Origin of the sequence: Phenylobacterium sp. (assembly GCF_035944335.1) — a bacterium.
Taxonomy (GTDB): domain Bacteria; phylum Pseudomonadota; class Alphaproteobacteria; order Caulobacterales; family Caulobacteraceae; genus Phenylobacterium.
In genome coordinates this window covers 22,133-35,299 of the sequence record NZ_DASZBG010000108.1, presented here as the reverse complement: position 1 = coordinate 35,299, position 13,167 = coordinate 22,133, and the positions used below count along the sequence as shown (strand labels likewise).

Below are 13,167 nucleotides of genomic sequence, written 5' to 3'. Positions count from 1 at the left end.
ATGGCTCTGAAGCAATTCAATCCGACGTCCCCGGGCCGGCGCCAGCTGGTCCTGGTGGACAAGTCCGAGCTCCACAAGGGCCGGCCGGAGAAGTCGCTCGTCGAAGGCCTGACCAAGTCGGGCGGCCGGGGCGGCGGCGGTCGCGTGGCCGTGCGATTCCGCGGCGGCGGCGCCAAGCGCCTCTACCGGATCGTCGATTTCAAGCGTCGCAAGCTCGACGTGGTCGGCAAGGTCGAGCGGCTGGAGTACGACCCCAACCGCAGCGCCTTCATCGCGCTCATCCGCTATGCGGACGACGAGTTGGCCTACATCCTCGCCCCGCAGCGCCTGCGCGTCGGCGATGAGGTGATCGCCGCCGAGAAGGCCGACGTGAAGCCCGGCAACGCCATGCCGCTGCGCTCCATGCCGATCGGCACGATCATCCACAACATCGAGCTGAAGCCTGCCAAGGGCGGCCAGATGGCCCGCTCCGCCGGGACCTACGCCCAGCTGGTCGGCCGCGACGCCGGCTACGCGCAGATCCGCCTCGGCTCCGGCGAGCTGCGCATGGTGCAGGACAGCTGCATGGCCACGGTGGGCGCGGTGTCGAACCCCGACCACATGAACGAGGTCATGGGCAAGGCCGGCCGCAACCGCTGGAAGGGCAAGCGCCCCCACGTGCGCGGCGTGGCCATGAACCCGGTCGATCACCCGCACGGCGGCGGTGAAGGCAAGACCTCCGGCGGCCGTCACCCGGTCACCCCGTGGGGCAAGCCGACCAAGGGCCGCAAGACTCGTACGAACAAGGCGACGGACAAGTTCATCATCCGCTCGCGTCATGCCAGGAAGGCTCGCTAGGACATGACCCGCTCTGTCTGGAAAGGTCCGTTCGTCGACGGATACCTGCTCAAGAAGGCCGAAGCCGTCCAAGGCTCGGGCCGCAAGGACGTGATCAAGACCTGGTCGCGCCGCTCCACCATCATGCCGCAGTTCGTGGGCCTGACGTTCGGCGTCCACAACGGCCAGAAGCACGTGCCGGTCCTCGTCAGCGAGGACATGGTCGGCATGAAGCTCGGCGAGTTCGCCCCCACCCGGTTCTTCCCGGGCCATGCGGCCGACAAGAAGGCCAAGAGGAAGTAAGATGGGCAAGCAAGCCAAAGAGCGCCGGTTCACGGCCGCCGAGGCGGTCGCCAAGGTGCGGACGCTCCGCACCAGCCCCCGCAAGCTGAACCTGGTCGCGGCCTCGATCCGCGGCCTGAAGGTGCAGCGCGCGTTGAACGAGCTCGAGTTCAGCTCCAAGCGCATCGCCAAGGATGTGCGCAAGGCGCTCTATTCGGCGATCTCCAACGCCGAGAACAACCACAACCTCGACATCGACAACCTGGTCGTGGCCGAGGCCTTCGTGGGCAAGAACCTGGTCATGAAGCGCTTCGCCGCCCGTGCGCGCGGCCGTGCTTCCCGCATCGAGAAGCCGTTCAGCGAGATCACCATCGTGGTCCGCGAACTGGGTGAGGCCGCCTGATGGGTCAGAAAGTCAATCCGATCGGGCTGCGGCTCGGCATCAACCGCACGTGGGACAGCCGCTGGTTCGCCGACGGCGCCGACTACGGCCGGCTGCTGCACGAGGACATCAAGGTCCGCAGCGCGCTGAAGAAGCGCCTGTATCAGGCCGGCGTGTCGCGCATCGTCATCGAGCGTCCGCACAAGAAGTGCCGCATCACCATCTATGCCGCCCGCCCCGGCGTGATCATCGGCAAGAAGGGCGCGGACATCGACAAGCTGCGCAAGGACATCGCCGCCATGACCGATGGCGAGGTCCACCTGAACATCGTCGAGGTGCGCAAGCCCGAGACCGACGCCCAGCTGGTGGCCGAGAACATCGCCCAGCAGCTCGAGCGCCGCGTCGCCTTCCGCCGCGCCATGAAGCGCGCGTTGCAGAGCGGCATGCGCCTGGGCGCCAAGGGCATGCGGATCGAGGTCGGCGGCCGTCTCGGCGGCGCCGAGATCGCCCGGTCCGAATCCTACCAGGAAGGCCGCGTGCCGCGTCACACCCTGCGCGCCGACATCGACTACGGCGTCACCCAGGCCACCACCACCTACGGCGTCATCGGCGTGAAGGTGTGGGTGTTCAAGGGCGAGGTGCTGGAGCACGACCCCATGGCCCTCGACAAGCGCCTGGCCGGCGAGAGCGGGCCTGCGGGCGAGGGCGGCGGCGGCCGCGAACGTGGCGATCGTCCGGACCGCGGCCCGCGCCGCGACCGCCGCGGCGACACGGCGAACGCTTAAGGGCCTGAACGATGCTGTCTCCGAAAAAGACCAAGTTCCGCAAGCAGTTCAAGGGCAAGATCCATGGCGCCTCGAAGGGCGGCACGGCCCTGAACTTCGGCTCGCATGGCCTGAAGTCCATGGAGCCCGAGCGGATCACCGCGCGCCAGATCGAAGCCGCCCGTCGGGCGATCACGCGCCAGATGAAGCGTCAGGGCCGGGTGTGGATCCGCATCTTCCCGGACGTTCCGGTGACCGACAAGCCGGCCGAAGTCCGCATGGGCAAGGGCAAGGGCGCGGTGGAGTATTGGGCCGCCCGGGTGCACCCCGGCCGGATCATGTTCGAGATCGACGGCGTGCCGGACGACATCGCCCGTGAAGCCCTGCGCCTCGGCGCGGCGAAGCTTCCGGTGAAGACGAAGATCGTCACGCGCATCGACGCCGCGGCTCAGGAGCACGCGTGATGAAGATTGACGACGTCCGGGGCATGACGCCCGACCAGCTTTCCGAGCAGCTGATCAACCTGAAGAAGGAGCAGTTCAACCTGCGCTTCCAACGGGCGACCGGCCAGCTGGAGAAGACCCACCGCGTGGACGAGGTGCGCAAGGATATCGCGCGCCTCAAGACCGTGCTGCGCGGCAAGCAGGCCCAGGCCTAAGGAGACCGATCGATGCCGAAACGAATTCTCGAGGGCGTGGTCGTCTCCGACAAGGGCGACAAGTCGGTGGTGGTGAAGGTCGAGCGGACCTTCCTGCACCCGGTGCTGAAGAAGACCGTCCGTCGGTCCAAGAAGTACCACGCCCATGACGAGGCCAATGCCTACAAGACCGGCGAGGTCGCCCGCATCGTTGAGTGCGCGCCCAAGTCGAAAACCAAAACCTGGGAAGTGCTGCCTAAGGGCAGTGCGGCCCAAGCTTAAGGATCGCCACACATGATCCAGATGCAAACTAACCTGGAAGTCGCCGACAATTCCGGCGCTCGCCGGGTCATGTGCATCAAGGTGCTCGGCGGCGCGAAGCGTCGCTATGCGAGCGTCGGTGATCGCATCGTCGTCTCCGTCAAGGAGGCGATCCCGCGCGGCCGCGTGAAGAAGGGCGACGTGCTGCAGGCGATCGTCGTGCGCACCAGCCAGTCCATCAAGCGCAAGGACGGCTCCGTCATCCGTTTCGACAAGAACGCGGCGGTCATCGTCAACAAGCAGAGCGAGCCGATCGGCACGCGGATCTTCGGCCCGGTTCCCCGCGAACTGCGCGCCAAGAACCACATGAAGATCATCTCCCTCGCGCCGGAGGTGCTGTAATGGCCTCGAAGATCAAGAAGGGGGACCGCGTTATGGTCCTCGCCGGCAAGGACAAGGGTCGCGAAGGCGCCGTGTCCAAGGTGTTCCCGAAGGAAGGCCGCGTGCTGGTGAGCGGCGTGAACATGGTTCAGCGCCACACCCGGCCCACGCAGTTCGATCCGCAGGGCGGGATCAAGAACAAGGAAGCGCCGCTCCACGTGTCGAACGTCGCGCTCGTCGATTCCAAGGGCAAGCCGACCCGCGTCGGCTTCCGCATGGACGGAGACAAGAAGGTCCGGTTCGCCAAGACGACCGGCGAGGTGATCAATGGCTGAGCAAGCTTACGAACCGCGGCTGAAGACCGAGTACAAGGCGCGCATCCGCAAGGCGATGCGTGACAAGTTCGGCTACTCGAACGAGATGCAGATTCCCAAGCTGGACAAGATCGTCCTGAACATGGGCATCGGCGAAGCCGTCGCGGACTCCAAGAAGGTCGCCTCGGCGATGACCGACCTGGCCAAGATCGCCGGCCAGAAGCCGGTCGCCACCAAGGCCAGGACCTCGATCGCCGGCTTCAAGCTGCGCGAGGGCATGACCATCGGCGCGAAGGTGACCCTGCGCCAGGACCGCATGTACGAGTTCCTCGATCGGCTGATCACTATCGCCCTGCCGCGCGTGAAGGACTTCCGGGGCCTGAAGCCCACGTCCTTCGACGGCCGCGGCAACTACGCCATGGGCCTTCGTGAGCACATCGTGTTCCCGGAGATCAACTACGACCAGATCGATCAGGTCTGGGGCATGGACATCATCGTCACCACCACTGCGAAGACCGATGAGGAAGCTCGCGAGCTCCTCAAGGAATTCCAGTTCCCGTTCACGGCTTAAGAGCGGGAGGGAAGAAAGACATGGCCAAGAAAAGCGCCGTCAACCGCAACCAGCGCGTCAAGAAGCTGGTGAAGCAATACGCCGCCAAGCGCGAGCAGCTGAAGGACATCGCCAACAACGAGTCCCTGCCGCTCGAAGAACGCTTCGATGCGCGTCTGAAGCTCGCCCAGCTGCCTCGCAATTCGTCGGCGACCCGGGTCCGCAATCGTTGCGAGATCACCGGTCGCCCGCGCGCCTATTACCGCAAGCTCAAGATGAGCCGGATCTCCCTGCGCGACCTCGGGTCCGCCGGCCTGATCCCCGGCCTCGTCAAGTCGAGCTGGTAGGAGGGGGACCATGGTCAACGACCCCATCGGCGATCTGATCGCCCGTATCAAGAACGCCGCCATGCGTGGCCGCAACAAGCTGACGACGCCGGCGTCGAAGATGCGCGCGCGCGTCCTCGATGTGCTGCTCGATGAAGGCTACATCCGCGGCTACCACCTGGTGGAGCAGCCCGGCGCCTTCCCCGAGTTCGAGATCGAGCTGAAGTACTTCGATGGCCAGCCGGTCATCGCGGAGATCAGCCGCGTGTCGAAGCCGGGCCGCCGGGTCTATTCGTCGATCAAGGACCTGAAGCCGGTGAAGAACGGCCTCGGGATCTCGATCCTGTCGACGCCCAAGGGCGTCATGTCCGACACCGCCGCCCGTGAGGCGAACGTGGGCGGCGAAGTGATCTGCCGGGTCTATTGAGATGTCTCGTATCGGCAAGAAACCCATCGACGTGCCCAGCGGCGTCCAGGTGACGATCGAGGGCCAGACGGTGACCGTGAAGGGGCCCAAGGGCCAGCTCGCCTGGACCCTGGCCGACGAGGTCGTTCCTTCGCGCGAGGGCGAGACGATCGTGCTGTCGAAGCGCGACGAGACCGCCCGCGCCCAGTCCATGTGGGGCCTGTCCCGCACGCTGGTGAACAACATGGTGGTGGGCGTCACCACCGGCTACGAGCGGACGCTCGAGCTGGTCGGCGTCGGCTACCGGGCGGCGATGAAGGGCCAGGCGCTCTCCATGCAGCTCGGCTTCTCCCACGACGTGGACGTGAAGCCGCCGCAGGGCATCAGCTTCGCGGTTCCGAAGCAGACCGAGATCAGGATCTCCGGCATCGACAAGCAGCTGGTCGGCGAAACCGCCGCCCGGATCCGCCGCCTGCGGCCCCCCGAGCCCTACAAGGGCAAGGGCGTGCGCTACGCCGGCGAGCAGGTCCGTCGTAAGGAAGGCAAGAAGAAGTAGCCATGGCGCTCTCCTCCCGCGATTCAGCCCAGCGTCGCGCGCAGCGCAACCGCACGCGGCTGCGCAAGATGTCGAACGGCCGGCCGCGTCTGTCGGTCTTCCGCTCGGCGAAGAACATCTACGCCCAGGTCATCGATGATGAGCGCGGCGTGACCCTGGCGGCCGCCTCGTCCCTGGAAGGCTCCGAAGCCGAGGCCAAGGCGAAGTCCAAGGCCAAGACCAAGGGCTCGGACAAGGACGCCGCCGCCCGCGTCGGCGCCCTGGTGGCGCAGCGCGCCATCGAAAAGGGCGTCAAGGACGTCGTGTTCGACCGCGGCGGTTATCTCTATCACGGCCGGGTGAAGGCGCTGGCTGACGCCGCGCGCGAAGCCGGCCTGAACTTCTAAGGAAAACCGATGGCTCGCAGAGACGAACAGCGCGGCGATCGTCGCAACCGCAACGACGAAGAGCGCGACAGCGAAATCGTCGAGAAGCTGGTGCACATCAACCGGGTCGCGGCCACCGTGAAGGGCGGCCGACGGTTCTCCTTCGCCGCCCTGATGGTCGTCGGCGACCAGAAGGGCCGTGTCGGCTACGGCCATGGCAAGGCGCGCGAAGTGCCCGAAGCCATCCGCAAGGCGACCGAGGAAGCCAAGAAGTCGATGATCCGCGTGCCGCTGCGCGAGAGCCGCACCCTGCACCACGACGGCCACGGCCGTTGGGGCGCGGGCAAGGTGCTGGTCCGCGCGGCGCCTCCCGGCACCGGCGTGATCGCCGGCGGCCCGATGCGCGCGGTGCTGGAGACCCTGGGTGTCCAGGACGTGGTCGGCAAGTCGCAGGGCTCGTCCAACCCCTACAACATGGTCCGCGCGACCTTCGAGGCGCTGAAGGCCCAGGCCTCGCCGCGTCAGGTCGCCGCCAAGCGCGGCAAGAAGGTCTCCGACGTGATCGGCCGCCGCGCCGACGGCGCCTCGGCGGCTGCGCCAGCCGCGGACGCGGAAGGTTAAGTCATGGCCAAGGAAACCGGAAAAATCACGGTCCGTCAGACCGGCAGCCCGATCCGCCGCAAGGCCGATCAGCGCGCCACCCTCATCGGCCTGGGCCTCAACCGCCCGGGACGCGTCTCGACCCTGGAAGACACCCCCTCGATCCGCGGGATGATCGCCAAGGTCGCGCACATGGTCGAGGTGGTGGAGGGCTAGTCCCTCCACGACCATCCATTCCATTCAGCCGAGTCGGAGCTTCCGCTCCGGCGATTGATCTCCCAGGGAGAGGCGACAGATGACCAAGCTCAACGAACTCAGCCCCCGCGAAGGCTCCACCAAGGGGCGCATGCGCGTCGGCCGTGGCCCCGGCTCCGGCAAGGGCAAGACCGCCGGGCGCGGCGTGAAGGGCCAGAAGGCCCGTTCCGGCGTCGCCATCGCCGGCTTCGAAGGCGGCCAGATGCCGCTGCACATGCGCATGCCCAAGCGCGGCTTCAACAGCCTCAACCGCAAGCACTTCGCCGAGGTGAACCTGTGGCGGCTCGAGCAGGCGATCGCCGCCGGCAAGCTGGACGCCAAGGCCGCCATCGACGCCGAGGCCCTGCTGAAGGCCGGCGTGATCCGCCGCGTCAAGGACGGCGTGAAGCTGCTGGGCAAGGGCGAGCTGAAGTCGAAGCTGAACCTCACCGTCTATTCGGCGACCGCCTCGGCGCGCGCCGCGGTGGAAAAGGCCGGCGGCAAGCTCACCACCACCAAGCCCGAAGCGGCCCCGGAATCAGCGCCGGAAGCCTGAAGCTTCGCTTCCGCGACCATTCCGGCCTCGCGCTTGGTCGCGGAGCGTCCTATCTGAGCATGACCACGAGCCCAGGGTAAGGATCTCGAATGGCTTCGGCCGCCGAACAGCTTGCAGCCAACATGAACTTCGAGGCCTTCCAGAAGGCCACGGAGCTGCACAAGCGCATCTGGTTCACCCTGGGCGCGATGGTCGTCTACCGACTGGGCGCCTTCATCCCGATCCCGGGCATCGACATCGTCGCCTTCAGCGCCGCCTTCCAGGGCCAGGCCAAGGGCATCCTGGGCATGTTCAACATGTTCTCGGGCGGCGCGGTCTCGCGCATGGCGATCTTCGCGCTCAACGTGATGCCCTATATCTCCGCCTCGATCATCGTGCAGCTGCTGGGGACGGTCTATCCGCCCTGGGAGAAGCTCAGGAAAGAAGGCGGCGAGGCGGGGCGCAAGCAGCTCAACCAGTACACCCGCTACCTGACCGTCGTGCTGGCGGTCTTCCAGTCGTTCGGCATCGCCATGGGCCTGCAGGCCTCCACCGGCGTCGTCGAACACCCGGGCCTGTTCTTCGTGGTCTCCACCGTCGTGACGCTCACCGGGGGCACCATGTTCCTCATGTGGCTGGGCGAGCAGATCACCAGCCGCGGCGTCGGCAACGGGGTTTCGCTGATCATCTTCGCCGGCATCGTGGCCGTCCTGCCGCGCTACATCGTCCAGGCGTTCTCGCTGGCGCGCACCGGGGCGATGAGCGGCGGAGCGCTGCTGATCATCGGGGTGCTGGTGGTCGCCGTGACCGCGGCCATCGTCTTCGTGGAGCGCTCCCAGCGACGGCTGCTGGTGCAATATCCCAAGCGCCAGGTCGGCAACCGCATGTTCGGCGGCGACACCTCCTTCCTGCCGCTGAAGATCAACACCTCCGGCGTCATCCCGCCGATCTTCGCCTCCAGCCTGCTGCTGATGCCGGCCACGGTCATGGGCGTCTTCGCCCAGGCCAACCTGCCGCCCTGGATGCAATGGCTGCCGGGCGCGGTGGGCCAGCTGCAGCACGGCCGCCCGCTGTTCATGCTGCTCTACGGCGCCCTGATCATCTTCTTCTGCTTCTTCTACACCTCGGTGGTGTTCAACCCCGAGGAGACGGCGGAAAACCTGCGCAAGTACGGCGGCTTCATGCCGGGCATCAAGCCGGGCAAGCGGACGGCGGAGTACCTCGACTACGTGCTCACCCGCCTGACCGTGATCGGCGCGGCCTATATCGCCATCGTCTGCCTGCTGCCCGAGGCGCTGATCGGCTTCTACAACGCGCCCTTCTACATGGGCGGCACCTCGGTGCTGATCGTCGTCAGCGTCACCATGGACACCGTCACCCAGATCCAGTCCCACCTGCTGGCCCACCAGTACGAAGGACTGATCAAGAAGTCGAAGCTCCGCGGGGTTCGCGGCCGTTAGGTCATCTAGGGTAGGAAAGAATCGCAGGGTCCCGGTAAGAGGGCCGGCGATGGAGGGGGCGTAGATGAACCTGATCCTGTTCGGGCCGCCGGCGGCGGGGAAGGGCACCCAGGCCAAGCGGCTGGTCGACACCCGCGGCATGATCCAGCTCTCCACCGGCGACATGCTGCGCGCGGCGATCGCCTCGGGCTCCGAGCTCGGCCAGCGGGTCGCGGGCATCATGCAGCGCGGCGAGCTGGTGTCCGACGAGATCGTCGTCGAGCTGATCGAGAGCCGCCTGCCAGAGGCGGAAGCCGCCGGCGGAGCGATCTTCGACGGCTTCCCGCGCACCCTGGCCCAAGCCCAGGCGCTCGACGTCATGCTGCAGCGCCGCGGCTCGAAGATCGACAAGGTCATCCGGCTGAAGGTCGATGACGAGGCCTTGATGCACCGCGTCGCCGGCCGCTTCGCCGAGAGCGGCCGTCCCGACGACAACCCCGACAGCTTCAAGGTCCGGCTCGCCGCCTACAACGCCCAGACCGCGCCGCTGCTGCCCTACTACGAGGACCAGGACAAGCTGGTGGAGGTCGACGGCATGGGCACGATCGAGGTGGTCGCCGCCGGCGTCGACCGGGCGCTGGACGGCCGCTAGCCGCCCGCCGGTTCAGGCCGTCTCGTACTCGCGCAGGCCGATGTCGGCGACCGCGGCCGCCATGTCGCAGGGGGCGACCGCCTGGGGCTCGCGGCAATAGACGAAGGCCGTGGCGCAATAGTCGTCGACGCGCTCGGCCAGCGCGAAGTGGCCGCCCGGCGCCGGGATCCAGCCATTGCCGGCGAGCTGATGGCGGGTCGCGAGGTCCGCCATGCGGGCCGCGTCGCCTGCGCCCTCGGGGACGAACAGGGCGCCGATCTGCTGGATCGTGGCCTTCAAGGCCTGGTTGAACACGATCGGGTCGGGCAGGTGCCAGCGGTAGAAGCCGACGAAATCCGGCTGCGGCGCCGGTGCGCCGTCGGCGGCTTTTGGCCCCACATGCAGCGGTGAGCCTTGATAGGGCGCGGCGTGCGGACCCAGGCCCCAGGCCGAGCCGATATAGTCCTCCAGTCCCGTGCCGCAGATGGTCGGCAGCGCCTCGTCGCCGTCGCGGTAGACCTTGAACTCGCCCTCCCCATACCAAAGCATGTCGTCGTGGAAGCGACGGATGCCGACCACGCATCCCACCAGGCGGCCGGGGCCCTTGAAGCCCTCGCAGATCACGAAATCCCGCTTGAGCGTCGTCGGATTCTCACGCCGGAAACTCACATGCAGCCGACCTTCGTCCGCCTCGGCGGCGCCCAGCGTGTAGTCGACCTGGTAGTAGAGCAGGATCGGCGCCGGCCCGTGGTTGGTCAGCTGCAGCCTCAGGCGCTTTCCGAACGGCATCGGGAAGTAGGCGTTGAAGCCCTTGCCCTCCTGCGCCGCCGTCAGGGCCGAGGCGTAGGCCGTCGCGCGGCCGTGCGGCAGGCCGAAGAAATCCATCGCCGGCGCCGAGATGCTGGGCGCGGAACGGCCGTCGTAGAAGCCTTCCAGCAGCAGGGCGCGCATCCGCTCCGGGCGGGCGCGGGGGAAGGTCATCCAGATGTGCCGCACGCGTCCGGGGCCGGCGATGTCGGCCAGCACCACCGTCTCGCCCGGCGCGATCAGCGCCGCCGGCGCGCCCTTGCGGCCGCCGCTGGCGTGGCCGCCGGACCCGCGGGCCCCGGTGGGGTTCTCGAAGCTGATCGAACGGCTGTCCAGCCGGGTGTCGATACGCGCCGGATCCTCGAACATCGCCTTCCCTCGCGGTCGTCGCCGGCGAGCCTAGCCCTCAATCGCGGCCGCGGCATAGGCGTCGATGGCCGCGATGTGGCGCGCCACGTCGGGCGGGGCCAGGAACGAGCCCGAGAAGCTGTTCTTCGCCAGGCGGACGAGCTCGTCGCGCGTCAGCGCCAAGCTCTCGCTGACCGCCAGCCAGTTGTCGCCAAGGTAGCCGCCGAAATAGGCCGGGTCGTCGGAATTGATGGTGGCGTGCAGCCCGAGCCCCAGCATCCGCTTGAGGGGGTGGGCTTTCAGGTCGTCCACGACGCAGAGCTTCAGGTTGGAAAGCGGGCAGACCGTCAGCGTCATGCCCTCGGCCGCCAGCCGCCTCACCAGGGCCTGGTCCTCGAGGCTGCGGTTGCCATGGTCGATCCGGTCGACCTTCAGCACGTCGAGCGCCTCCCAGACATAGGCCGGCGGGCCTTCCTCGCCGGCGTGGGCGACGCGTTTCAGACCGCGCTCGGCCGCCGCCCGATAGACCCGGGCGAACTTCGACGGCGGATGGCCGACCTCCGAGGAATCCAGGCCCACGCCGACGATCCGGTCGAGATAGGGCTCGGCCGCCGCTAGGGTCGCGAAGGCGGCGTCCTCGTCCAGGTGGCGCAGGAAGCAGAGGATCAGCCTGGAGGTGACGCCCAGGCTGCCCTGCGCCTCGGCCATGCCGGCCAGGAGGCCGTCGGCGACGACGCCGAACGGGATCCCGCGGTCGGTGTGGGTCTGCGGGTCGAAGAACAGCTCCACGTGCCGGCAGCCATCGCCCGCCACGCGCCGGAAATAGGCCAGGGCCAGATCCTGGAAATCGGCTTCCGTCTGCAGCACGCCCGCGCCCTGGTAGTAGATGTCCAGGAAGTCCTGCAGGTTGGAGAAGGCGTAGGCCGCGCGCAGCTCATCGACCGAGCCGAAGGGCAGGGCGATCCGGTTGCGCCGGGCGAGCTCGAACATCAGCTCCGGCTCGAGGCTGCCCTCGATATGCAGATGCAGCTCGGCCTTGGGCAGGCCGCGGATGAAGTCGGCCGTGCTCATGGGCCGACCGCCCGGCCTCCGGCCTTGTAGACCTTGCCGCCCTTCATCACGAACTGCACGTGCTCCAGCACCGTGACGTCGGCCAGCGGGTCGCCGGCGACCGCGATCACGTCGGCGTAGCGGCCGGCCTGCACCGTGCCGATGTCGGCGGTGTCGCCGATCAGGTCGGCGGCGTTCCAGGTGGCCGCCTCGATCGCCTCCATGGGGCTCATGCCCGCCTTCACCAGCAGGGCGAACTCCTGGGCGTTCTCACCGTGGTTGGACATGCCGAAGGTGTCGGTGCCGAAGGCGATCTTCACGCCCGCCGCATGGGCGTCGTGCAGGTTCTGCAGCATCCGCGGCACCGTCTCGATGGCCTTCTGGGCTGTCGAGGGGTTCAGGTCCTCGGGGTGGGTCTTGGCGTGCTCATAGACCTTCTCGCCCACCAGCATGGTCGGCACGAGGTAGGTCCCGTGCGCCTTGAACAGTTTGTAGCTCTCGGCGTCGCCATAGGTGCCGTGCTCGATGGAATCGACGCCCAGCGCGATGGTGTGGTCGATGGCCTGCTTGCCGTGGGCGTGGGCCGCGACCCGCATGCCCAGGGAATGGGCCGTCTCGATCACCGCCTTGATCTCGTCGTCCTCCATCAGCTGCAGCCGGGGATCGTCGCCGATCGACATCACCCCGCCCGACGGCATGATCTTGATCAGGTCGACGCCCTTGCGGCGCAGGGTGCGGACCGTGCGCCGGGCCGCTTCAGGGCTGTCGATCAGGTTGTCGGTCCAGTGCGGATGGTTCAGCTCCGGGTCGAGCCCGTTGGCCGCGTCGCCATGGCCGCCGGTGGGGCCGAGCGGCGTGCCGGCCACCCACATTCGCGGTCCCGGGATCACGCCCGCGGCGATGGCGCGCTTCAGGGCCACGACCACCTCGGTCTCGCCGCCGACGTCGCGGATGGTGGTGAACCCGGCCAGCAGGGTGTTGCGCGCGTCCCCGGTGGCCTCGATGGCGTCGTCGTAGTTCGTCCGCGTCATCGCGGTGTGGATCGGGTCGCCCTTGTGGAAGGCCATGGTGATGTGGACGTGGTCGTCGATCAGGCCGGGCAGGACGGTGGCGTTGGAAAGGTCGATCACTTCCGCGCCCGCCGGCGCCACATAACCTGCCTGCACGCCGGTGATCCGGTCGTCATGGATCAGGATCGAGACCTGGGCCCGCGGCGCCTTGCCCGTGCCGTCGATCAGCCGGCCGGCGTGGATCACCACGTCCCCGGCGGCCGCCGGGCCGGCTGCGCCCACCACCACCAGCGCCGCGAGCGCCGCCGCGGCCATCATCGTCGTCCTCAAGGCCATTTTTCGTCCCCCAAACCCGCGCGGTAAGTGACCCGGTGTCGAGGGTGCTTGCAAGCCGTGTGACGCCACATTTGCGCTCCAGGCCGGCTTCATGGTTTGCTTAACCTTGCCGCGCGAGTCTGGGTCTCGCGGTCATG

At 67.7% G+C, this 13,167-nt stretch carries 22 protein-coding genes; 19 read left to right on the top strand and 3 right to left on the bottom strand.

Annotation, left to right across the window (positions count from 1 at the left end):
- From rplB to VGT80_RS17050, 19 genes are all read left to right on the top strand, one after another.
- A complete protein-coding gene (gene rplB / locus VGT80_RS17140; protein ID WP_327457872.1) occupies positions 1-837 on the top strand; it encodes a 50S ribosomal protein L2 in 837 nt (278 codons plus the stop codon).
- Positions 838-840: 3 nt separating this feature from the next.
- Positions 841-1,119: a 30S ribosomal protein S19 gene (gene rpsS, locus VGT80_RS17135; protein ID WP_327457871.1), complete on the top strand. Its 279-nt coding sequence runs from the start codon at positions 841-843 to the stop codon at positions 1,117-1,119.
- A gap of 1 nt (position 1,120) precedes the next feature.
- The gene (gene rplV, locus VGT80_RS17130; protein ID WP_327457870.1) at positions 1,121-1,501 is read left to right on the top strand and encodes a 50S ribosomal protein L22; all 381 of its coding nucleotides are present in this window, start codon (positions 1,121-1,123) and stop codon (positions 1,499-1,501) included.
- Positions 1,501-2,265: a 30S ribosomal protein S3 gene (rpsC, locus tag VGT80_RS17125; RefSeq protein WP_327457869.1), complete on the top strand. Its 765-nt coding sequence runs from the start codon at positions 1,501-1,503 to the stop codon at positions 2,263-2,265. Before rplV ends, rpsC begins: the two co-directional genes overlap by 1 nt.
- Before the next feature lie 11 nt (positions 2,266-2,276).
- Positions 2,277-2,708, top strand: coding sequence for a 50S ribosomal protein L16 (gene rplP, locus VGT80_RS17120; protein ID WP_327457868.1), 432 nt, complete (start codon positions 2,277-2,279; stop codon positions 2,706-2,708).
- Entirely contained in the window at positions 2,708-2,902 is a 195-nt protein-coding gene (gene rpmC / locus VGT80_RS17115; protein WP_327457867.1) for a 50S ribosomal protein L29, read from the top strand. The genes rplP and rpmC overlap by 1 nt, the downstream gene beginning before the upstream one ends.
- A 12-nt stretch (positions 2,903-2,914) precedes the next feature.
- Complete coding sequence (gene rpsQ / locus VGT80_RS17110; protein ID WP_327457866.1) at positions 2,915-3,163, top strand: 30S ribosomal protein S17; 249 nt, start codon at positions 2,915-2,917, stop codon at positions 3,161-3,163.
- A gap of 12 nt (positions 3,164-3,175) precedes the next feature.
- The gene (gene rplN, locus VGT80_RS17105) at positions 3,176-3,544 is read left to right on the top strand and encodes a 50S ribosomal protein L14 (RefSeq protein ID WP_327457865.1); all 369 of its coding nucleotides are present in this window, start codon (positions 3,176-3,178) and stop codon (positions 3,542-3,544) included.
- A complete protein-coding gene (gene rplX / locus VGT80_RS17100; RefSeq protein WP_327457864.1) occupies positions 3,544-3,858 on the top strand; it encodes a 50S ribosomal protein L24 in 315 nt (104 codons plus the stop codon). The genes rplN and rplX overlap by 1 nt, the downstream gene beginning before the upstream one ends.
- Positions 3,851-4,408, top strand: a complete 558-nt coding sequence (gene rplE, locus VGT80_RS17095; protein ID WP_327457863.1) for a 50S ribosomal protein L5 — start codon at positions 3,851-3,853, stop codon at positions 4,406-4,408. The genes rplX and rplE overlap by 8 nt, the downstream gene beginning before the upstream one ends.
- Before the next feature lie 20 nt (positions 4,409-4,428).
- On the top strand, positions 4,429-4,734 hold the full coding sequence (rpsN, locus tag VGT80_RS17090) for a 30S ribosomal protein S14 (protein WP_327457862.1): 306 nt from the start codon (positions 4,429-4,431) through the stop codon (positions 4,732-4,734).
- A gap of 10 nt (positions 4,735-4,744) precedes the next feature.
- Positions 4,745-5,140 carry a 30S ribosomal protein S8 gene (gene rpsH, locus VGT80_RS17085; RefSeq protein ID WP_327457861.1) on the top strand — a complete coding sequence of 132 codons (396 nt, stop codon included), beginning with the start codon at positions 4,745-4,747 and terminating at the stop codon, positions 5,138-5,140.
- 1 nt (position 5,141) lies between these two features.
- Complete coding sequence (gene rplF, locus VGT80_RS17080) at positions 5,142-5,675, top strand: 50S ribosomal protein L6 (protein ID WP_327457860.1); 534 nt, start codon at positions 5,142-5,144, stop codon at positions 5,673-5,675.
- Between the two features lie 2 nt (positions 5,676-5,677).
- Positions 5,678-6,061, top strand: coding sequence for a 50S ribosomal protein L18 (gene rplR / locus VGT80_RS17075; RefSeq protein ID WP_327457859.1), 384 nt, complete (start codon positions 5,678-5,680; stop codon positions 6,059-6,061).
- Between the two features lie 9 nt (positions 6,062-6,070).
- Entirely contained in the window at positions 6,071-6,661 is a 591-nt protein-coding gene (rpsE, locus tag VGT80_RS17070; RefSeq protein ID WP_327457858.1) for a 30S ribosomal protein S5, read from the top strand.
- A gap of 3 nt (positions 6,662-6,664) precedes the next feature.
- Complete coding sequence (rpmD, locus tag VGT80_RS17065; protein WP_327457857.1) at positions 6,665-6,856, top strand: 50S ribosomal protein L30; 192 nt, start codon at positions 6,665-6,667, stop codon at positions 6,854-6,856.
- A 79-nt stretch (positions 6,857-6,935) separates the two neighbouring features.
- The gene (gene rplO / locus VGT80_RS17060; protein WP_327457856.1) at positions 6,936-7,430 is read left to right on the top strand and encodes a 50S ribosomal protein L15; all 495 of its coding nucleotides are present in this window, start codon (positions 6,936-6,938) and stop codon (positions 7,428-7,430) included.
- Positions 7,431-7,519: 89 nt separating this feature from the next.
- Positions 7,520-8,869: a preprotein translocase subunit SecY gene (gene secY / locus VGT80_RS17055; RefSeq protein ID WP_327457855.1), complete on the top strand. Its 1,350-nt coding sequence runs from the start codon at positions 7,520-7,522 to the stop codon at positions 8,867-8,869.
- Positions 8,870-8,933: 64 nt separating this feature from the next.
- Entirely contained in the window at positions 8,934-9,500 is a 567-nt protein-coding gene (locus VGT80_RS17050; RefSeq protein WP_327457854.1) for an adenylate kinase, read from the top strand.
- A gap of 12 nt (positions 9,501-9,512) precedes the next feature.
- Here VGT80_RS17050 and VGT80_RS17045 read toward each other — a convergent pair whose 3' ends face one another.
- From VGT80_RS17045 to VGT80_RS17035, 3 genes are read right to left on the bottom strand one after another with little or no spacing between them, the layout of a single operon-like run.
- Entirely contained in the window at positions 9,513-10,655 is a 1,143-nt protein-coding gene (locus VGT80_RS17045) for a glycoside hydrolase family 172 protein (protein ID WP_327457853.1), read from the bottom strand.
- A 30-nt stretch (positions 10,656-10,685) separates the two neighbouring features.
- Positions 10,686-11,705 carry an adenosine deaminase gene (locus tag VGT80_RS17040; protein ID WP_327457852.1) on the bottom strand — a complete coding sequence of 340 codons (1,020 nt, stop codon included), beginning with the start codon at positions 11,703-11,705 and terminating at the stop codon, positions 10,686-10,688.
- On the bottom strand, positions 11,702-13,030 hold the full coding sequence (locus VGT80_RS17035) for an amidohydrolase family protein (protein ID WP_327457851.1): 1,329 nt from the start codon (positions 13,028-13,030) through the stop codon (positions 11,702-11,704). Before VGT80_RS17035 ends, VGT80_RS17040 begins: the two co-directional genes overlap by 4 nt.
- Between the last annotated feature and the right edge of the window lie 137 nt (positions 13,031-13,167).